Below are 19,944 nucleotides of genomic sequence, written 5' to 3'. Positions count from 1 at the left end.
CGACTTTTACATCCTCACTTTCCACGTCTTTAAAAGCGTTTGCATTTTTTGATATATCGTTAGGCATACGAATTTATTTTTTTATTTTGATGCTGCATATAACGTCTATTTCATTTTCCTCAGGCGTTATGTCGCGTCTCGACCCAAGCGGAATGAGACAGATGCGCTCCAGGTGAATGCCATGTGTTCCGCATGCGCGCCATGCGACGCTCCTGTATAGTTCGCCAAGGCTGGTTATCATGACAAAGGCGTAGCGTGTTTGTCTGCATTGCATAGATCCTTGCAGCTTGCTCACCGCGCATCCTTCAGGGAGGCTGCATTGCCGGCTCCCGTTCTCTAGGCTCGGATCCAGACGGAGACGTTCGATGTCGACAACTCGTCCTATTCAGGACAGCACCCGTGGTGCGCAGCGGTTTTTGGCGAAGGGACGCACACTAGCGGACACCTTACGTGGTCACGACAATAATTTCGGAATAGTGCGATTGGTTGCGGCCGTGCTGGTTATGTTCGGTCATTCGTTTATTCTGCAACCCGCGATGGGGCGCACCGATCCTTTGCACACTTTGACGGGAAACGACTACAGTGGCAGTCTCGCCGTCTATGCGTTTTTCTTCTTGAGCGGCATTCTGATCAGTCAGAGTTGGGATCGGCAAAACACGCTCGGTGCCTATGTGGCATTGCGCATCGGGCGTATCTGGCCGGCTTTGATCGTCTGTGTTGTATTGATTACGCTGGTGGCCGGCCCATTGCTCTCCACGCAATCGGTTTCAGCGTATATGCAAGACAAGATGACTTTCGGCTTCCTGATACGCAACATCACGTTATTTTCAGGACTGCGCACGCGGCTGCCTGGCTTGTTTGAGGATAATGTCTTCCATGGCGTGAATTCGTCCCTATGGACCTTGCCTGTTGAAGTCATGTGCTACGTGATGGTGGCGGTGCTAGGCATATCGACGCTGGCACGCGGAAAAGTGCGCGTCTTGATCGGCGCAGGTCTAGCCGTACTGGTCTGGCTTGCATTGTTTCACGTCCATACCCATCTGCCGGTGATCGGTACCATCGTCAAGGACCTCACCGAAAAGCCGGGCGATTTCTCGGCGCATCCGGTTCCTTTTTTCATTGCAGGTTTTGTCGCGTATCACTATCGGAAAAAGATTGTTTTGCGAGGTGACTTCGCGATCGCTTTGTGTGTTGGCTATGTGCTGTCGCGGGACCAGCCGTGGGCCAATGCTTTGCTCTATGTCACGTTCATCTATGGTTTGATGGTGTTTTCAGGATTGCCGCAATTTAAACGGTTGCGTCCTGATTGGGACATTTCCTATGGACTGTACATTTATGGCTTTTTTGTACAGCAGGTAGTGGCATCGTATTTCCCGCAACAGGATAATTTGCTAGGCGTGCTCATTTCCCTTGCCATTACCACTGTCGTGGCGGCCGGGTCGTGGTTTCTGGTCGAGAAACCGGCAATCGCCTTTGTGCGTCGCATGTTGGGCAAAAAACAGGCGACCCCGCATCCGGACCCGGCGACGGCCAGCAATGCATCCAACGTTGCCAGTGCGGCTGAAGTGCGCAAGACATCGCGCTAGAGCGTTGCAATGGAAAATACCCTGGTGCCATCCGCCAGGGTGTCAAGAGAATAAGACTGCAGGTTTGCTGGGTATGGTATCGGTCCAATGCCCATCCGTTGCAGCCGGGCTTTCTTCTACGTTACGCGTTGTTGAATGTTTCGGGGTCCGGGCCTAGACGTCCCGTTTGTGGCATCGAGGCAATGGCCTTCATATCAGCATCGTCAAGCTTGAAGTCAAAGATCTCGAAATTCGACTTTACGCGATCCGGATTTTTCGAACGTGGAATCACCACGTGCCCCGCCTGAATGTGCCACCGGAGAATCACCTGCACGGGTTCCTTACCGTGTTTGTCCGCAAGTTGCTTGAACAGCGGCGCTTTCAGCAGTTCACCGCCTTGCCCCAGCGGGCTCCATGCCTCTGTCGTAATTTTCCGAGAAATGCAGAAATCCACTAGTGCCTGTTGATTGAAATCCGGGTGAATTTCGATTTGATTAACCGATGGCACGACGCCACTGTCTTCGATGATGTCATCCAAATGGGACTGGTTGAAGTTACAGACGCCAATTGAGCGCACGCGGCCTTCCTCCTTCAGGCGCACGAAAGCACGCCAAGTATCCTTGTATTTTTGCAACTGCGGCGCGGCCCAATGAATCAGATAAAGATCCAGTGTTTCAAGGCCCAGGCGCTTCATGCTTGCATCAAAGGCCTTCAGTGTCGATTCGTAACCCTGGTCGGCATTCCATAGCTTGGTCGTAATGAATATCTCGTCCCTGGGCACGGACGTATTTTTCAGTGCGCGGCCGACAGCCTCTTCGTTGCCGTATATCTTGGCAGTATCGATGTGGCGGTAGCCGGCGTCCAGTGCAGCAAGCGATGAGGCTTCGGTTTGTTTGTCATCGAGCTGCCAGACACCCAAGCCGACTTGGGGAATGTGAACGCCATCGTTCAAGGTAAGCAGCGGGGATTGAGACATGAAGAACGCTCCTTTTCAACAAACGGCCGCAGCCGATCGGGACGACCGGCCGGCAGCATGGTGTGAATGGTAGACAGTCTTCAGCATAAAGCATGCCGCGAATCAATGGGTTCATGCCGGTTGCTGTCCCAACACGCCTGCGCCATCGCCGCCGGAACAATGGCCCTAATCGACGACGCGAAGCCCTCTCAAGCGTGAGCGCCCACCCAAACAACGCCGGCAATGGCTGCGGCAGTGGAAAAGGGCGGTGGCAAACGTTTCAAATGGGCAAGCAACGCCGATTAGCGTTGTAAGCCCGGTAACACGCCGATTTGTATGCCCGTGCGGCCCACGGTATAGCGGTACGACGCCGGAAGATAACGTGCACACTCGCGGCGAAATCTGACCAGGATCAACCGTTCGTTTTTGCAACGATTCGGCTTTTCCCATAGGCGCTGGGAGTCAGGTTTACCCGCAGTCCGGGTGATCGAGGGTGACATGGAAGGATGACAAAATTAAGATAGAAGATCTGGAAACATATGATTTAGCAACATTTTTCGGTTTCTGGCGTCATACGTGACGCAATGTTCCGCGCAATGTATCCGAAGCGCCGACAGTTGACACGTTAACGTACTAGTTCGTACATTTTGCTTTATGCAGATAGTGTGGCGTGATGCCGCACCTGCCACTCCTCACGTGAGGCGACTTGGACAAACGAAACCAGGTCCCGCCGTGTTCAGTAACAAAGCTGATGCCGGCCGTCGTGTATGGGCGACGCGTCTCGGCAAGTTGGCAGATTGATCGCCGGTAACGGCATTTGGAGAGAAGCATGCGACACGTTGCCGGTGAAAACGCGAAGCCGCGAAATGGAGACCCATCGATCGATGGGCCGGCGGGAGCGCGATCCGTACGCCGGACTCGAAGCCGTTTCGTCGTCCTGGCCTTGCTGGCTATCGCCACGATGATCAACTATATGGACCGCACGGTGCTGGGGATTGCCGCGCCGACGATGACCAAGGATTTGGGTATCGATGCCGTCGTGATGGGCATCGTCTTCTCGGCATTTTCCTGGACCTACGCATTTTTCCAGATTCCGGGCGGTTTGTTCCTGGATCGATTTGGTAGCCGCATTACCTATTTTCTGTCGCTGGCGTTCTGGTCATTTTTCACGCTCGTGCAGGGCTTCGCTGTGGGCTTGAAGTCTTTGTTGCTATTCCGCTTCCTGTTGGGTGCGAGCGAAGCGCCCTGTTTTCCAACCAATAGCCGTGTTGTGGCTACGTGGTTTCCGCAACAGGAACGGGCACGGGCGACCGGAATTTACACGGTTGGCGAGTATCTGGGGCTGGCGTGTTTCGCTCCCGCGCTGTTTTGGTTGATGGGTACGTGGGGCTGGCGCGCTTTGTTCATCGTCGTCGGCGTGGTGGGTATCGTGTTCGCATTTGTGTGGTGGGCGATCTATCGTGAACCTACGGATTCCAAGACGGTCAATAGCGCCGAACTGGATTTCATTGCCGAAGGCGGAGGGCTGGAATCGAAGAGCACCCAGTCAATGGGTTTCTCATGGGGCCGCGTGGGTATGCTATTGCGTCAGCGGCAAATTGCCGGGGCATGCCTCGGCCAGTTCGCTGGCAATACGACGCTGGTGTTCTTCCTGACCTGGTTCCCGACTTACCTCGCGACCGAGCGTCACATGGGGTGGTTGAAGGTGGGTTTCTTTGCCGTGATGCCGTTCCTGGCCGCGGCGGTTGGCGTCATGCTGGGCGGTTGGGTCTCGGACGCACTGCTGAAGCGGACCGGTTCGGCCAGTATTGCCCGAAAGGCTCCCATCATTTTCGGTCTCCTCGCGGCATCAACGATTATTTCGGCCAATTTCGTCAATAACGATACCGTCGTGATCGCGATTCTGTCGTTCGCATTCTTTGGTCAGGGCATGGTGGGGCTGGGCTGGACGTTGATTTCGGACATCGCGCCGAAGAAGCTGATGGGGTTGACGGGGGGTATCTTCAATTTCTGCGCTAACCTCGCCGGCATCATCACACCCCTGGTTATCGGCCTCATCGTATCTAAGACAGGTTCATTCTTCTATGCCTTGACCTATGTGGGGGCCGCTGCCCTGGTTGGCGCGCTCTCCTACATCTTCCTCATCGGTGATGTACGCCGTGTCGAAGTAGCCGCAGACTGAAATATTGGTACGTCGCTGGAGCATGACATGATTTCTGGAAAAACGACATTGATCGCGCATCTCGGCTATCCCACCGAGGGTTTCAAAGCACCACTGATCTACAATCCGTGGTTCGAAAAACAAGGGATCGATGCGGTCGTGGTGCCGATGGGCGTGCTATCCGACGACTATCGGACGTTTCTGCCGACGCTGTTCAAGCTCACGAACCTGAAGGGCGCTTTGGTGACGATGCCACACAAGATCGTGACTAGCGAGTTGATGGACGAAGTAACGCCGACCGCAGCCATTGCAGGCGCGTGCAACGCCATCCTCAAGCGTGAGGACGGAACGCTGCTGGGCGATCAATTTGACGGTGCCGGGTTCGTGCGCGGTGTCTTGCGCAAAGGCAAGGTACTGAAGGGGGCGCGTGTGCTGGTGTTGGGCAGCGGTGGCGTGGGATGTGCCATTGCAGCTTCGCTTGCTGGCGCGGGTGTGGCGGAAATGATGCTGTTCGATACGAATCCACGCAGCGTCACGGCGCTTGCCGAGCGGCTCATGCAGCATTATCCGGCCTTGCGTGTGGAGACCGGGTCACGCGATCCGCACGGCTATGATCTGATCGTTAATGCCACACCGCTGGGTATGAAAGACGATGATCCCATCCCCTTCGACGTCGACCGTATCGCGCCGGAAACGTTCGTCGGGGAAGTGGTGATGAAGACGGAGTACACCCCTTTGTTACGTGCGGCGCGTGATAAAGGTTGCCTGGTTCAGGTGGGTACGGATATGTTGTACGAAATGATCCCGGCCTATCTCGAATTCTTTGGCTTTGGTACCGCCACGCCGGAAGCATTGCGTGAGACCTCGCTGATTCCGAAGAGCTGACCCCTGCGCCGCAACAACACGCAATCCCATTATCCGGCATGCCCTCCGTGGGTATTGGGACACTCTCGCACCAAGTGACGCCTTGAGCGCGGTACGGATCCTAGCTCTCGCGATCATCTTCCGCCGAATGGTCCATTGCCTCGAATGCCGCACGGACAGCGGCGATGATCGGCTCCGCCAGGTTTTCCCTGTCCATGATGGGGAACTCCATTCGAAGCTTGTTTGACAGCGTCCAGTTATTATCTTTTACTGATCTTATGATGCGATCGATGTCGCTATTGGGGCCATCAAGGATATCCTTGACGCCGCTTCGCGCATTGCTCCAACCTTGCATCAGCTGCGCTTCCCTCCGCATCTCCATGCGAATGGTTCGATCGATCAATTCCGCCAGGTATTCGACGTGCGCGGTCAGATCCGGATAACGCCATGCATGCTGTGCATCCGCATAAGCATCGAATGCGAAGCTCGATGTCACGCCGTCCGGAAAACGACGTGGCGTGTCAAACGCGCTGAAGGCTCCGTAATGCCGCATGAAAGGTTTTGAAAAAACCTCCAGCACTGCATCGTAGGCGGCCATGTTCTGGGCACGGCTGGTGATGGCGGCCGACACCGGCAGCACGAATGGGGCCGGCACCGCGCCGTCGCGTCGTAGAAGATCGTTGATCAGGAAACGATGGATACGACCATTCCCGTCGGCAAACGGATGGATATAGACAAAGCCAAACGCAAGAACCGCCGCGCGGGCAATAGGTGATGCGCCCTCCGTGCGGGTGAGGAATGTCTCCAGCCCGTCGAGCATTCGATCGACATCGTTCCAGTGCGGCGCGATGTAGTGGATGACGTCGCGGAAATGTTCGATGGCGCCAACGAACACAGGCGACTCACGTAAGCCAAAACGTGTAATGGTCGTGCGCTCGCCGATGATCTCGCGTTGCAGGTCCGCGAGTGTTTCGCGCGCCAGTGGCCGATCGTAGACACCGATGCGCGATTCCATGACTTCGGCAAATCGTTTGATCCGATCCTTCCGATCTTGCTCATGTTCGATCTGAAAGCTGGCGCGGCTCTCCTTCAATGTGAGCCAGACCGCGCTACGCCGCAGCGTATCCACGCCGTATTCCACCTGCAAGGCATCAAGCTGCGCCGCGATATCATAGGCCTGCGCGGCATTCACGTGGTTGGTGCGTCTTACCAGTGGGCAGAATGTGCGAGTCCCTGGAAGGTTGTCTCGCACGTGCCACCGCTTGTTGTTTTCGGGGCGCGTGCCGACGATATATTTTTCGGGATCGATCGCATCGACATAGCCCCCGCCCGGGACCGCGGGGACGCCGTCGAGTTGCCTGCCGGTCAGCCATTCGTATAGGAATCCGGCTCGCCTGGCATATTGACCTGTCCGCTCACCCATGATCCAGTCAACGAATTCCGGAACAGGTATTGCTTGAAACAAACGCGCCAGCAATTCAAGGAATATCCCCTCATGCTTTAACGCAAAGGTCAGGTGCGCCGATAACGTGTCGCTCGGCCGCATGACTGGCGTATAGGTTTCGTGTACGGTCTTGTCGTGGCGAGTAGTGCGTCGCGTCGGGCCAATGTTACTTTCAACGGGATAGGGCTGCGTGGCCGCGATACCATAGCGGTTTGCAAGCCAGCGATAACCGATCGCGTTTTCCATCGGAATCCCAGAAAATTTGTTAAAACGTATAAAAAAACGTTCTTATTCTACCTCTTTCCGTGAAAAACGTTAATTTTGGATGCGCGTAACGCACGACTGCCCGAACTAACAGGCTTTCGCCATCGCGCGATGCGCCGAACGGGCGGCAATATCCACCGTGACAGCGCACGAATTACCAGATTCGCATGACGTCTAATAATATTACGTTTAATTGCGGCAACGAATCGGTGATATTCCATGGAATACCTCAAGTGAGGAGCGAGATTGTCGTTAACCCTGGCGAGACGTGTGACGTGCACGTTCGATACTGGATTCGCCATGCCTACGCTTACCATTCGCGCTCGCCTTATTGCCGCGACTACTTTCTTGATTTTCCTGATCGCCGCTCTGGGCTTCCTTGGTCAGTTCGGCATGGGCCGGGCGGTTGGTAGCCTGAATGAGATCTACTCGACAAGATTGGCTGCTACCCAGGCGATCGGTGTAGCTGAAACGAACGTCCTGCAAATTCGGACCACGCTTGATCGTGCGGCAATGACTCTGGCCGCGAATCCTGGCGACAAAAAAGCGGTGGAAGCCCTTTTCAACAAGTCCCAGGAGTTCCGGACCAATACCGCCGCCGCCTGGACGACATATACGGCGCTGCCCAACACGGCGGAAGAGGCGCAACTTGCTGCCGATGTGTCACGCAACCGCGACGCGCTTTTTTCAAAGATCGAGGTCTGGCAAAACATAATGGCGTCCGGTGCCAATCCGGGTGACGCCCTTGTCGCGGCCACTGCCGTAGGGGATGCCTACAGTCCTTATCGGCAAAGCAACGAGAAGCTGAAGACATACCAGGCTACGGAGTCAGCCAAGCTATACAGTGACGCGTCCAGCCGATATCAGATGTTCCGGGCAATCATTTATGCCGGCATCCTGATAGCCGTAATTGCTGGCGTACTGACGGTGCGTAATCTACTCGCGGCGATTACCACGCCATTGGGCACCGCCCTGCAACACTTTGCCGAAATGGCCCAGGGCGATCTGCGTCGACCGGTTGTCGTAACGTCGCGCGACGAAATGGGCACGCTCCTGACTGCCTTGGCAGAGATGAAGCGTACGCTGGGCGGCACCGTGGCGACGGTACGTCGCTCGGCCGAGGGAATTGCCAGTGCCGCCACGCAAATTGCCGCGGGTAATGTCGATCTCTCATCCCGTACGGAGGAGCAGGCTGCCGCCTTGGAGCAAACCGCCGCAAGCATGGCGGAGCTGACGGAGACGGTGAAACAAAATGCGGAAAATGCCTCCGCTGCAAATGCGCTTGCCATTGCCGCGCGCGGTAACTCGGCGCAAGGCAGTGGCATTGTCGACCAAGTGACACAGACGATGCGCGCGATTGATGGCAGCTCAAACAAGATGGCGGACATCATTGCCATCATCGAAGGCATTGCCTTTCAGACAAACATTCTGGCATTGAACGCCGCCGTGGAAGCGGCACGAGCGGGCGAGGAGGGACGAGGCTTCGCCGTGGTGGCAGGTGAAGTGCGAACCCTTGCTCAGCGCTCGTCCAGTGCGGCCAAGGAAATCAAGACGTTGATCGATGCATCCGTCGAACAAACGCAGAGTGGAAGTCGTCTGGTTGGTGAGACGAGTGGCAAGATGCAAGAAATCGCAGAGAGCATCACGCGTGTTACCAGCATTATGGAAGAGATCGCCACAGCCTCCCGGGAGCAAAGCAAGGGGATCGATCAGGTCGCCGAGGCGGTCACGCAAATGGACGAAGTCACGCAACAAAATGCGGCGTTGGTGGAAGAAGCTTCAGCCGCCACCCAATCGATGGAGTCGCAGGCGAGGGCACTGCGCGAGGCCGTTGATATTTTCAAATTGCCCTGAACGATAGCGCCTGTCTGTGCGGGCACCCGTGCCGCTAAAAGCAGCGCATGGCAGTCCCATAGGCCGTTGGCTGGCAATCCCGTCGAGATTGCCAGCCAACGGTTTCAATCCGCCTGACGCTATTCAGCGCTCACTTACAGCACTTTTCCCAAAATAAAACCTACTCCCGCGGCAATCAGCAGAGAGCCGATTGGATTGATGCGGGTGGTTTCGCTGACTTTATCAACGGCTTGGCCATATGACTGCTGGATTGCGCCACCGACTTGCCGCAGCTTGCCTTCTGCCTGAGTCTGGGGGTCACCGAACACATTACCGATGCCTTCCTGGACCTTTCCAGCAATGTTCTTCACGGTGCCTGCTGCTTGATCTTCGTACATATAAGACTCCTCTTTTTTGCCAGTGGATATAGTCTGGTTGTCTGCTTATAAGCACGTATCGTTCCATGTAGTGGCAGCCGGTCGACGATATTTTCCAATCCGTAGTGACGATCAGACGCCAGGTTATTGCTACGTCCTCCTTGCTCTGTCGTAGCGGAGTGTCTCGCGCCAGCATCGACGTCGGCGGCGAATACTCTGAACATCGGCAATCTCGGCGTCTCGCATGCATGAAATGCATTGGCGCCACATCATGTAAATGACAGGTCTATTATGTGCAATGGCATGGCATCATTCACGTGACCTCATTCCGTTTGCTATATTGGATCGACCTGTTTGCAATACTTCGTTGTCTCGACGAGCACAAGAATGTTCTGGATACTGATAGCCATTGCCGTGATCGCGACGGCATTGGCTGTGCTGTTGGCCGTGAATTTCAAAGTCCCTGAGAAAGCGGTGCGTCATACCATCGACCACTGTCATGCCATCGACGACCCGCAGTTCGAGCTGGAAATGGACGCAATGCTTGGGCCCGACATGTTGCAGGGGAATGCCATAACGGCGCTGCAGAATGGTGACGAAATATTCCCGGCAATGCTCGCTGCGATTCGTGCCGCGAAGCACAGCATTACTTTTGAAACTTATATCTACTGGACAGGGGAAATAGGTCAAGAATTTGCCGACGCCTTGAAGGCACGGCAGAAAGCAGGGGTAGCTGTGCATGTCATGCTCGATTGGGCAGGTAGTTTCAGGATGGACAAGTCACTACTCGACGAGATAGTCAATGCGGGCGTAGAAGTTGAAAAATATCATCCGCTGAAGTGGTACACCGTATCCCGCCTCAATAATCGTACGCATCGTAAGCTGCTGATAGTGGACGGCGCGATCGGGCTTACCGGCGGGGTGGGGATAGCAGATCAGTGGCGGGGCCATGCGCAAGACCCCGATCACTGGCGCGATATGCATTTCAGGATCGAGGGTCCCGTAGTCGCGCAGTTGCAAGCCGGGTTCATGAACAACTGGATCAAGACGACCGGGCGGGTGCTCCACGGCACCCAATATTATCCGGCATTGTGGCCAGCCGGTAATCATAAGATGCATATGTTTGTCAGTTCACCTTCCGGTGGCAATACGAGTATGCAATTGATGTACTTGCTGGCTGTCGCCGCGGCAACAAAAACAATCGATCTCCAGGCGGCTTATTTCATTCCGGATCGGCTGATGAACGAAGCCTTGGTGAATGCGACAAAGCGAGGCGTGAAGATTCGATTGCTTGTACCCGATCGCTATACGGACTCAGCGATGATTCGCCTTGCATCGAAGCAGCAATGGGGGACGTTGTTGGCTGCGGGCGTCGAGATTTACTTGTACGAAAAGACGATGATGCATAACAAGATGCTGATCCTGGATGGGCTGATGGTGTCCGTTGGATCGACTAATTTCGATATGCGATCGTTCAACCTTAACGACGAAGCCAGTCTGAACGTCTATTCTCCTGTATTCGGGAGCGCGATGACCAACGTCATGGAAAGCGATATCCGCGACGCGAAACGGTACTCGCTGGCGCAATGGAAAGCGCGGCCGATGCGCTACAAGATTGGCGAGCTATTGGCTTGGCCGATCGAGTCGCAGTTATGAGTGAGGTCGCGAGGGGGAGGGTCGGTGATGTGCGAAAAATCGCCACGATCGGTGACAGTACGTGCGTCAATGCCGGGGTACTTAAAGGGCTTGATAGTCTCGAAGCCCTCGGTTAAGTTGACGCGAACGCCTGCTGATCAGTGTTTCTGAAGCTGAGACGCGTACGGGTCCAAACGGAATATTCCCACGACTTTCGACAGGCTTGTTGCTTGTTCAGCCATCGCCTGCGCGGCTGCCGATGCTTCCTCGACCAATGCCGCGTTCTGTTGCGTGACTTCGTCCATCTGACCGACCGCGAGATTGACTTGCTCGATTCCCGTTGTCTGCTCCGCCGACGCAGACGCGATCTCGCTCATCAAGCTTGTCATTCTCTTAACGGACTGTACAACCTCATCCATCGTCGAACCTGCTGCATTCACAAGCTTATTGCCGACATTTACTCGATTGGTCGATTGCTCGATCAGATCTTTGATTTCCTTGGCCGCGCTTGCGCTACGTTGTGCAAGTGCGCGAACTTCTCCAGCGACAACGGCGAAGCCACGTCCTTGTTCACCAGCACGGGCAGCCTCGACAGCCGCGTTCAACGCCAGAATATTCGTCTGGAAAGCAATGCCTTCGATAACCGAAATGATTTCGGAGACCTTGCTCGAACTGTTCGCGATATCACTCATTGTGTCCACGACTTGACGAACTTCTTGCCCTGCGCGGATCGCGACCTCGGAAGCCATCGTGGCCAATCGATTGCCCTCTTGCGCGTTCCCTTCGTTCATGCGGACAGTCGCAGTCAATTGTTCCATGCTAGAAGCGGTTTCCTCGAGTGAGGCCGCTTGCTCTTCGGTACGTTGCGCGAGATCGGTGTTGCCTTGCGCTATTTGTCCGGATGCAACGGAAATCGATTCACTCGACGCCGTGATACTACCTACGATGCTATTGAGTTGACGTCTCATGCTTTCGAGAGAAAACATGAGGCTGGTGTTATCTTCACCGCGCAATGTAATGGCAGTGTCCAGTCGACCCTGGGCTATTAGTCCGGCAACCGTCGATGCAGCGCTCGGTTCGCCGCCAAGTGTTCCAAGCAAGTTGCGCGTAATGAAGTAGCCAAAACCAATCGACAAAAGGATCGTCATAAGGCCGGAAATTGCTAACGTCCATTGTGTCGATGTCGTCAGCTTTTCAACTTCGGCGGTGCGAACGGCGAGCAGCGAACGCTCTTCATCCTGCAATTCCTTGATCACGACGCGGAACTTATCCATAAATTCCTTATCGCGGCCGAGTTTAAAGCTATCGTTCAATGCTGACTGTGGCTTTTCCCCAGCGGTAACCGCTTTACGCAAGCCGATGAGATTGTCGTCAATCTCTCCGATCCGATTTCTCAAGTCGGTCAGCGTTGCAATGCGTCCCTGCTGCGTCGGGTTATCCGAGGTCAAGCGCTTGAGTTCCGCGCTCGCATCCGCGAAAGCCTTGCCGCCTTTTTGGTACGGATCCAGGAAGTTTGACTCTCCCGATAACAGATACCCGCGGGCACCGGTTTCCATATTGAGCATACCTTCCAAAACAGTATTGGATGTGCCAAGGACGTCATAGGTGTGCGTATTCCAATCAACGGCGTGCCGTAGTCCCAAGAAATTCCACAACGAAATGGCACTGCCAATCATTGATACGAGCACAATGGCAAAGAATGCCGAAGCAAGCTTCTTTCCGACTGTTAGATTATTCACGATGAGTCTCCGTGTGATGACGTTCGCCCTCGAACGTTTGTACTGCCATATTTACGACATCGATTCGGTGATCTTTAGAAAAAATAGTATTAGTTACCTGCTAAGGCAGGCGTTATACCAAAATAGGTATTTTATTCCTATTTTTTTGGGGATTCTCACATAAAATCCCTTTTCTTGCGTTGAACAGCGGCTCGAAATGACATGTATTACGAGCATAGAAAGGTCTTTTTATGACGCTCCCATCTGCGATGCGCGTGGTATGTGTTTCGCGCATGAAGCCTTCCAGTACGTGGCATCGCTGATGAACCTTGACGGATTTATTCACAGTACGGATAAGGCCAAATATGCGACAAGGCCCTCGGCCGGTTGTGTGGCCGTAGTACGGGTATTGCCCAGTTGACTTATATCAATGCCAAGGCATTAGATTCGCGTAACCTACTAAGACTTAACTGTAGCAAGTCAAACGGACGTTTAATTTTTTGATAAAACGAAGTGTCGCGGTAGCAGCTTGCCGTACTCGTATCGTGAAGTGAGATTAAAAGTACATGTATGCACTTATCGTGACTGCGCTGCTTCCCGTGTTTTTGGTATTAGTCCTGGGCTATATCGCCGGAAAACGAAAGCTTGTCGATAATCAAAACGTAAGCAGTCTGAACGGCATGTTGATGCAATTCGCTTTGCCGCTAGCGCTGTTTGTATCAATCGCGCACACGCCGCAATCGGTTATTTTGCAAAATGGCATGCTGGCCTTGGTACTCGCGATTGGCTTGCTGTTGGTGTATGCAGTGACGTACGCAATGCAGCGACAGTATTACAAGCTGCCGCTCGGCGATGCGGCCGTCGAAACATTGACGATCGCATTTCCTAACTTTGCGTCCATCGGGTTGCCATTGCTCTTGCCCGTGTTTGGTGCGCAGGCGGCATTACCGGTGGCAATCGCGATCGCGGTGGGCTCAGTCACAATCTCACCATTGACGCTCGCGTTGCTCGAGCTTCACAAGGCAAGGGCGGGTGGGAGTACTGCTAACGTCTCGGCGACACGCCAGTTCGTGATTGCATTGCGGCACTCGGTAAGAAAACCGATCTTCTACGGACCCATGCTGGGTCTCGTTTGTGCACTTTCAGGTTTTCAGCTACCCGATCTGGTGATTGTCGGTGTTGGACCACTCACTAACGCGACCGCAGGCCTGGGGCTCTTTCTTACGGGGTTAATGCTTTCGGCGCAGCCAATACGCATTACAAGCGATGTTGTCTTTGGAACGTGCATGAAGAACGTTGTCCAACCCTTGCTAATCTATGCGCTGGTGCGGCTATTCGATATTCCGATGACCGTGGGGGCACAGGCCGTGTTACTGACCGCTATTCCATCCGGCTTTTTTGGATTGGTATTCGGTGCGGGCTGTGACCTTCGCCCACCGGTGGCCGGATCGACGTTGGTGGTGTCATCGCTCTCCGGTATCGTCACGTTATCGATTGCGATATTGCTTTTCGCACCGCATCATTAATGTTTCGAGAGCCGGAAGCTACATCCATATACGCATGCGACCGATGAACCGGGCTAAACACGTTTAGCCACGATGCACGCGCCGATGGAATACCAGCATGATCAATTAGGTTCGGCCCTAAGCGGCAACGGATTGTTCCCTGAATGACCGTCTGCAAGGTACATTCGGAGGGCTTACAATGCAACGGAAAGCAATGCCGCTACCAATGCGGGCAACGTTACTACCATGCCAAGCTTGAGGAAGGACCAAGCCGTCACTTCGATTCCGCTCCGGCGCAGTGTCGTGAGCCAAAGAAGCGTGGCGAGAGAACCCGTGAGCGAGAAATTGGGACCCAGATCAAGGCCTACGAGGATTGCGCTTGCTGCAGAGGGTGTTGCGTGGGCTGTGGCGAGTGCTGAGCCTGCGATCAACCCGGCAGGAAGATTGTTGATGAGATTACAGGCAAGGGCCGTGACGACACCGGAGAGCCAGCCTGCGTGAGCAGGGATGTTTTTCGACATTGACATGAGAATGCCGGCCAGACTATCTACTACGCCTGTGCGCTGTAGACCTTCTACCAAGATAAACAAACCGGCAACCAGCGGCAGGACGCTCCACGAAATCTCGGAAAGGTGAGAAGCGAGAAATTTTTTCTTAAGCATGCAGATGGTCAGGAATAGCGTCAAGCCCGCGCAAAATGTTGTAAGCCCTAGCGGCATGTCACATTCCGATGCACTTAATATGGTGATCGCCATTGCGGCAATGCCGAAGCCTGTTGCTTTGCCCGCCGTAGAGAGTTGCGGGAGCGCGACGTCCGCCATAATGGCTTCTGTCAATTCTTCACGATGCATCAGGCGCAATGACAGGTAGGTGAGCGAGACACTTAACAGGGTCGGCAAAGCGAATCGATCAAGCCAACTCAACAGTGAAGGCATTCGATCCTGGAAGATAACGAGATTCGCAGGGTTGGAGATCGGTAGGGCGAAGCTTGCAGCATTTGCCACAAATGCACAGATATAAAGATATGGCAGAGGCTGTTTTGCCTTTACGACTCGGGCTACGGTAATAACAGCCGGGGTCAATACGACAGCGGTTGCGTCATCGGAGAGAAAAACGGTAACAATCGTCCCAACGCAATAAATCAAGAAGAAGAGATTCTTTTGCGAACCGCGAGCAAGCTTTGCGGCAAGTGCCGCCATATAGTCGAAAAGCCCCTCTTTACGGGCAAGTTCCGATGCCACCATCATACCGATCAGAAACAGGTAGACATCATGTCCCTTGCCAATGGCAGTGAGCGCTTCGGACCAAGGCAGCAACCCTAAGACACATAGACTGAGTGCTCCGAACACAGCCCATACAGCCTCTGGTAACTTGAATGGTCCAACAATCACGCCGAGGGTTGATGCGGCGGCAATCGCCTCGATTGAAAGAGCACGGCTTGGCAATGCAATCATTATTATGTGAGGATCGTAAAGAGCCAATTCGTGTAGCAGACGATGCAATATCAAGGGAAATGCTTGCCGCTTACGATGGGCATGCCTTTCGTTATGTCGCACGTCGTGACACAAATCCGCGGATAAAAAAGATGGGGTGGTTACCAGTCAGGCTGGTCACGCCTGTGGAAAGACCAAGATTGTGGTGGTGGCGTAACCGGGAATGAGGGTGACCCGCTACTACTAACGGTTTGCTCGGAAAATGTTTACATCCCCGATAGCTAATCTAAGGATGTATTGCATCAAGCTGTCGCAATTTGCGTTCGTCACTTTTTTGGTCCATCTCGGATCGCGATGAAACGCGCGAACGGCGGCGGCCTTAGGCGCTGAACTGCTTGCGATCAGACTCGACGGGAACTCGCTGCCTGCCTCCACCGCAGCGCGATTAATTTCCGCATCTGCTTGCCCTCGCACCAATTTTGCACTAACCTCCGTTGCCGCACGACGGTATGACTGTAATTCCCGAAACATGCCTGGAGGGAGCAGCGCTAAAGTGAGTGCATCCTGGTTATTCGCAAGGGGAAAGAGCAGGGCATCTCGCCGGCCCGCAGCGCGCGACACTGCGCGAAGCAATTGGATAACTGCGTCAGTTTCACCTTTCTTTGCGAATTCATCGGTTACCAGCAACGTGGGCGATTGGTGTTCTTCCATAAAAGAAACGATCGGCGCAGGTATCTGCGCTGAGCCGACAATCTGACGCTCTGTGCACGCGGTGAACCCGATCAGATCTTGATGACTTTCCGCAAATCTTGTCGAATTTTTAGCGGCGTTTGCAACGTCACGTCGCCAATTCCGCGCATCGTCCGGCGTAAATATCATATCGCCAAAGACTTTTGAAAGATCTTGCGCGAGCGCCGTGTCTGTGAAAGTAGTGGCTGTCTCGTGCGCGGCATTGCAGAGTGAACACACTGTTTGCATCAGCGCGGCGATCTCTGCGGTGCGATCAACGCGATATATTTCTTCAACTACCCATGGGCGCAAGGACAAGTCAATCGCTTTCGACGATAGATGACATTGTATTGCAGACAAGGGAAGGCCTGAGGTCGAGGTCATTGTTCCCGATTTATCCACTGAAGACGCTGCTTGATCGTGTGGTCGAGCGGCAACCCGGCAAGGCGATACTGCTGACATATCCGAATCCTGTCTATCCTTATTCGACGCCACTGAAGCAACATATGCGCTAAGTCGCGGCCAGAGCAGCGAGAAGCACTCTGATTGTGACGGGATTACCGGTCTTCTATAGACGGCGCGCGGTGTTTGCGTCATCTTGACCGTGGCAATACCTTGAGAACATTGCGAGAATAGCGATTTAAAATTTCCTGGTGCTTCTGCGCCGGATTTCGCAACGTGCCGGTGTAAGTATTTGCCGCCGTGGATGACTGTATCAAACGCGTATCTCGCGCGTGATCCCAAAAAATTAATCATCTTATGGTTCCTCGATTAGCCTGGCTCGAATCTTTGATGGCTTTCCGAAAATGAATGCAAACTCACTCGACCCAGTTGTCCTTGAACGTCCTCCAATCCGAACGATGCTCTATAGTGCGCAACGTCTGTTTGACCAAATTGGACACAGCCAAGATAGAAGGTTTGCGTGTCCTTGACGATATTCAACGCTAACGAGGAACACCTACCCTTCCAAGAGACGGTCGCTCGAATCGTAAAATAATCGGCGGTATTGATATGAAATTTTTCTAGGTTTGCAACGATAAGGCGAACATCGTGTCCGTCAAGGCCGGGACGCGTGATCACCAGGCTGTTGTGACTGTTTCGGCCGACTGACAGTACACGCCGCCAGTCAGCATCAAGTGGCCGTTCATGCAGGGTCATGAAATCGATCGTTCCATTCCGGCTGCCATCTACACCGAGTGTCATCGTGTAGGTGGAGATCGTGTCGGAGCGCAATCGATCCTTTGTGTAAATGGAAAAGTATTGCGCCTCACTTGCCGTGCTTCGCATCGAATGCATCGCCAACACGTTGATCGGTTCGCGTCGATGTTGGCCTATTGCGTAGATCGTGTTTCCATCGGTCGATCGCTTGATACGTTCGATGTGTCGAATCGAGCATGCATGACGGCGTTTTCCTGATGGGGACTGATTGGTCTCTATGCAGAATGCTCGGAAATCATTCCGAACGTAACCGGTCACGTTAAATTCGGTGGTTCGTGTTTGTGTTTTCCGCGCGCCGTCGGCGGCGAACAAGGCATAGTTGCATTGAGGTGCGATCGCGTCAGCGGCCTCCGTTGAACCCGGTGCGTGGTATTGGGGGCAGGGAGTCCTACTTGCCGCGGCGACATTGCTGACGTTGCTGAGCAAGGCAAGCAATGTCAGAAATTGCGTCCTATTGACGTGCCGCAAGTGTGTTCCCTGGCGCTGAGCGATCTGGCGTAGCACCTCGGCCTGCTCAAGTGGCGTAGGGTTATTCTCCCGCTTCCGCGATATCTCGAAAGCGCCCAGGCGCGCGCGATGGATATCCGCCACGGATGACCGTTTTCCAACGGGCATCACTTATTTGACTCTGATTTTTCAGGTCCTGTCTTTAAAAAAGTCATCCGTTGCAACTCCCGCATTTAGCCGCCTCGGACATTTATAACTGAGTATATACGAGGGAAAATATCAAAAAACGGTCGTGCCAGTACTACAAATGGAACCAACAAACCTCTGACGCTGGCTGACAGGTAAACAAAGCCCGATGACTTGCCGCGCGCATTCTGGACGTTATCATGGTACGTAAACCTCGGCGTCGCTGCCGATTGACAAAACTTGCCCTGAGGGTAAACGCAGCATCTCCGCATTTTCTTGCGATAACGCGAGAGAACCGGTGTTGGCCCACGTTCCGGTGCCTGGCGTGTAGCGTTCCGCCGACGTGCTTGCCGTAGACGTGCTGCCCACTTCGCCGCCGGCGACCAAGACGCTTCCGTCGAGTAAAGTTGCCATGCCATGATAAATGCGTGTGGCAGACAACGCACCGGTCGCTGTCCAGGTATCGCTGGTCACGTCATAAATTTCCGTTGACGAGATGTTGTTACCGTTACCGTCTAGGCCACCCGCAATCAACACATTGCCGTTTTGTTGCAATGCAGCCTTGTGCAACGAGCGCGGTACGTTCATCGCCCCGGTGCTCGTCCACGAGTCGGTGGCCGGCGTGTATCGCTCGCCCATTAAACCTGCGACTAATACTTGCCCATTCGATAGCAGCGTCGCGGTATGACCGAGTTCCGCTGCCAACATCGAACCGGCGGTAGTCCATGTCCCGCTGGACGGCACATAACGTTCCGTGCTGGTCATGCCGAAGATGGGTGCGCCGGACGTGCCGCCGGCCGCAAGTACGGAGCCGTCAGGCAATCGGGTCGCAGTATGGAAGGCGCGGGCTTGATTCAGTGTCGCAATTACATGCCATTGTCGCGTGGACGGATTATAAATTTCAGCACTTCCAAGCGCGGTGGTGTTCGAACTCGGCGTGGCGTACCCACCTATCACCAGCACGGTGCCGTCGGTCAATAACGTGGCAGTGTGTGCCAACCGAGGACTATTCATGGCGCCCACGGTGGTCCAGGTATTGGTTTTCGGGTTATACGTCTCTGCGATAGCGACTGGTGCAGTATTGCTGTTAGCACTGGTCAGTCCTCCCGCGACGAGTACTGTCCCGTCGTCCAACAAGGTAGCCGTGCCACCAAAATGAGGGCTGGCCGGCGCCGCCACCGTTGTCCAGGTTCCTGGATTCACAACGGTAATCGTAATCTTTGTTTGCGTACTCCCAAGGGCATTGCCAGCCACCACGGTATATGTCGTGGTGGGACTCGTGGCGTTAGGCGTGCCGCCAATGCGCCCGTTAGCGCTATCCAGTGTCAGCCCAGCCGGTAGCGCGGGTGAAATACCATAAGAGCTTGCGGTGCCGCCTGTCGTGGTGGCGATGTTATCCGCTATTGCCGTGCCAGTTCCGTAAAGCGCATACGTTTGTTCGTATGTAATGCCGGACGGTGCGGTATTTGCCCCCGTGCCAACGGCGTTGCCCGTGGTCTCCGTGCCACCGGGGTTACTCGGCGTCCCAGGACCGCAACCTCCCATGAGCGCGGCGGCAACAACGATAGTAGTCCATTTCATGATTGCCATCCCAGATCCGTTCATGGAGC

Annotated in this window: 14 protein-coding genes; 6 read left to right on the top strand and 8 right to left on the bottom strand. The window is 54.3% G+C overall.

Features of this window, described 5'->3' with window-relative positions; all coding sequences use genetic code 11:
• Nucleotides 1–365 precede the first annotated feature (365 nt).
• Complete coding sequence (locus tag WM40_RS19510) at nucleotides 366–1,586, top strand: acyltransferase family protein (RefSeq protein ID WP_082103005.1); 1,221 nt, start codon at nucleotides 366–368, stop codon at nucleotides 1,584–1,586.
• Nucleotides 1,587–1,707: 121 nt separating this feature from the next.
• On the opposite strand, the gene WM40_RS19505 is transcribed toward WM40_RS19510, so the two are convergent.
• Nucleotides 1,708–2,541: an aldo/keto reductase gene (locus tag WM40_RS19505; RefSeq protein WP_046153710.1), complete on the bottom strand. Its 834-nt coding sequence runs from the start codon at nucleotides 2,539–2,541 to the stop codon at nucleotides 1,708–1,710.
• An 808-nt stretch (nucleotides 2,542–3,349) separates the two neighbouring features.
• Here WM40_RS19505 and WM40_RS19500 point away from each other — a divergent pair.
• Together WM40_RS19500 and WM40_RS19495 are read left to right on the top strand one after the other, a co-directional pair.
• A complete protein-coding gene (locus WM40_RS19500) occupies nucleotides 3,350–4,702 on the top strand; it encodes an MFS transporter (RefSeq protein WP_024902880.1) in 1,353 nt (450 codons plus the stop codon).
• 27 nt (nucleotides 4,703–4,729) lie between these two features.
• Nucleotides 4,730–5,566 (top strand): shikimate dehydrogenase family protein, encoded by an 837-nt coding sequence (locus WM40_RS19495; protein WP_024902879.1) that lies wholly within the window; start codon nucleotides 4,730–4,732, stop codon nucleotides 5,564–5,566.
• Between the two features lie 100 nt (nucleotides 5,567–5,666).
• Here WM40_RS19495 and WM40_RS19490 read toward each other — a convergent pair whose 3' ends face one another.
• Nucleotides 5,667–7,235: a Fic family protein gene (locus WM40_RS19490; RefSeq protein WP_024902878.1), complete on the bottom strand. Its 1,569-nt coding sequence runs from the start codon at nucleotides 7,233–7,235 to the stop codon at nucleotides 5,667–5,669.
• Nucleotides 7,236–7,553: 318 nt separating this feature from the next.
• Here WM40_RS19490 and WM40_RS32330 point away from each other — a divergent pair, with 318 nt between their 5' ends.
• Nucleotides 7,554–9,107, top strand: coding sequence for a methyl-accepting chemotaxis protein (locus WM40_RS32330; RefSeq protein WP_052738421.1), 1,554 nt, complete (start codon nucleotides 7,554–7,556; stop codon nucleotides 9,105–9,107).
• Nucleotides 9,108–9,241: 134 nt separating this feature from the next.
• On the opposite strand, the gene WM40_RS19480 is transcribed toward WM40_RS32330, so the two are convergent.
• Nucleotides 9,242–9,484 (bottom strand): CsbD family protein, encoded by a 243-nt coding sequence (locus WM40_RS19480; protein ID WP_024902876.1) that lies wholly within the window; start codon nucleotides 9,482–9,484, stop codon nucleotides 9,242–9,244.
• A gap of 366 nt (nucleotides 9,485–9,850) precedes the next feature.
• Here WM40_RS19480 and WM40_RS19475 point away from each other — a divergent pair, with 366 nt between their 5' ends.
• The gene (locus tag WM40_RS19475) at nucleotides 9,851–11,119 is read left to right on the top strand and encodes a phospholipase D-like domain-containing protein (RefSeq protein WP_046153709.1); all 1,269 of its coding nucleotides are present in this window, start codon (nucleotides 9,851–9,853) and stop codon (nucleotides 11,117–11,119) included.
• A 137-nt stretch (nucleotides 11,120–11,256) separates the two neighbouring features.
• Here WM40_RS19475 and WM40_RS19470 read toward each other — a convergent pair whose 3' ends face one another.
• Entirely contained in the window at nucleotides 11,257–12,837 is a 1,581-nt protein-coding gene (locus tag WM40_RS19470) for a methyl-accepting chemotaxis protein (protein WP_024902874.1), read from the bottom strand.
• 545 nt (nucleotides 12,838–13,382) lie between these two features.
• Between WM40_RS19470 and WM40_RS19465 the strand changes: the two genes are divergently transcribed.
• Nucleotides 13,383–14,342 (top strand): AEC family transporter, encoded by a 960-nt coding sequence (locus WM40_RS19465; protein WP_024902873.1) that lies wholly within the window; start codon nucleotides 13,383–13,385, stop codon nucleotides 14,340–14,342.
• A gap of 173 nt (nucleotides 14,343–14,515) precedes the next feature.
• On the opposite strand, the gene WM40_RS19460 is transcribed toward WM40_RS19465, so the two are convergent.
• From WM40_RS19460 to WM40_RS19445, 4 genes are all read right to left on the bottom strand, one after another.
• A complete protein-coding gene (locus WM40_RS19460; protein ID WP_096349203.1) occupies nucleotides 14,516–15,775 on the bottom strand; it encodes an arsenic transporter in 1,260 nt (419 codons plus the stop codon).
• 222 nt (nucleotides 15,776–15,997) lie between these two features.
• Nucleotides 15,998–17,239, bottom strand: coding sequence for a hypothetical protein (locus WM40_RS19455; protein ID WP_157685859.1), 1,242 nt, complete (start codon nucleotides 17,237–17,239; stop codon nucleotides 15,998–16,000).
• A 15-nt stretch (nucleotides 17,240–17,254) separates the two neighbouring features.
• Nucleotides 17,255–18,136, bottom strand: a complete 882-nt coding sequence (locus WM40_RS19450; protein WP_157685858.1) for a hypothetical protein — start codon at nucleotides 18,134–18,136, stop codon at nucleotides 17,255–17,257.
• Between the two features lie 396 nt (nucleotides 18,137–18,532).
• Nucleotides 18,533–19,915 (bottom strand): kelch repeat-containing protein, encoded by a 1,383-nt coding sequence (locus WM40_RS19445; RefSeq protein ID WP_162199096.1) that lies wholly within the window; start codon nucleotides 19,913–19,915, stop codon nucleotides 18,533–18,535.
• Nucleotides 19,916–19,944: the final 29 nt, after the last annotated feature.

It is taken from the genome of Robbsia andropogonis (assembly GCF_000970345.1).
Classification (GTDB): domain Bacteria; phylum Pseudomonadota; class Gammaproteobacteria; order Burkholderiales; family Burkholderiaceae; genus Robbsia; species Robbsia andropogonis.
The sequence above is the reverse complement of the archived record's forward strand: the minus strand, read 5'-3'. Positions and strand labels throughout refer to the sequence as shown.

What these genes read in the sequence shown, in the direction of transcription:
- WM40_RS19505 (WP_046153710.1), bottom strand. Translation starts at nt 2,541, where the DNA reads ATGTCTCAATCCCCGCTGCTTACCTTGAACGATGGCGTTCACATTCCC.
- WM40_RS19465 (WP_024902873.1), top strand. Translation starts at nt 13,383, where the DNA reads ATGTATGCACTTATCGTGACTGCGCTGCTTCCCGTGTTTTTGGTATTA.
- WM40_RS32330 (WP_052738421.1), top strand. Translation starts at nt 7,554, where the DNA reads ATGCCTACGCTTACCATTCGCGCTCGCCTTATTGCCGCGACTACTTTC.
- WM40_RS19480 (WP_024902876.1), bottom strand. Translation starts at nt 9,484, where the DNA reads ATGTACGAAGATCAAGCAGCAGGCACCGTGAAGAACATTGCTGGAAAG.
- WM40_RS19455 (WP_157685859.1), bottom strand. Translation starts at nt 17,239, where the DNA reads ATGATTAATTTTTTGGGATCACGCGCGAGATACGCGTTTGATACAGTC.
- WM40_RS19445 (WP_162199096.1), bottom strand. Translation starts at nt 19,915, where the DNA reads ATGAAATGGACTACTATCGTTGTTGCCGCCGCGCTCATGGGAGGTTGC.
- WM40_RS19510 (WP_082103005.1), top strand. Translation starts at nt 366, where the DNA reads ATGTCGACAACTCGTCCTATTCAGGACAGCACCCGTGGTGCGCAGCGG.
- WM40_RS19475 (WP_046153709.1), top strand. Translation starts at nt 9,851, where the DNA reads ATGTTCTGGATACTGATAGCCATTGCCGTGATCGCGACGGCATTGGCT.
- WM40_RS19490 (WP_024902878.1), bottom strand. Translation starts at nt 7,235, where the DNA reads ATGGAAAACGCGATCGGTTATCGCTGGCTTGCAAACCGCTATGGTATC.
- WM40_RS19495 (WP_024902879.1), top strand. Translation starts at nt 4,730, where the DNA reads ATGATTTCTGGAAAAACGACATTGATCGCGCATCTCGGCTATCCCACC.
- WM40_RS19460 (WP_096349203.1), bottom strand. Translation starts at nt 15,775, where the DNA reads ATGATTGCATTGCCAAGCCGTGCTCTTTCAATCGAGGCGATTGCCGCC.
- WM40_RS19500 (WP_024902880.1), top strand. Translation starts at nt 3,350, where the DNA reads ATGCGACACGTTGCCGGTGAAAACGCGAAGCCGCGAAATGGAGACCCA.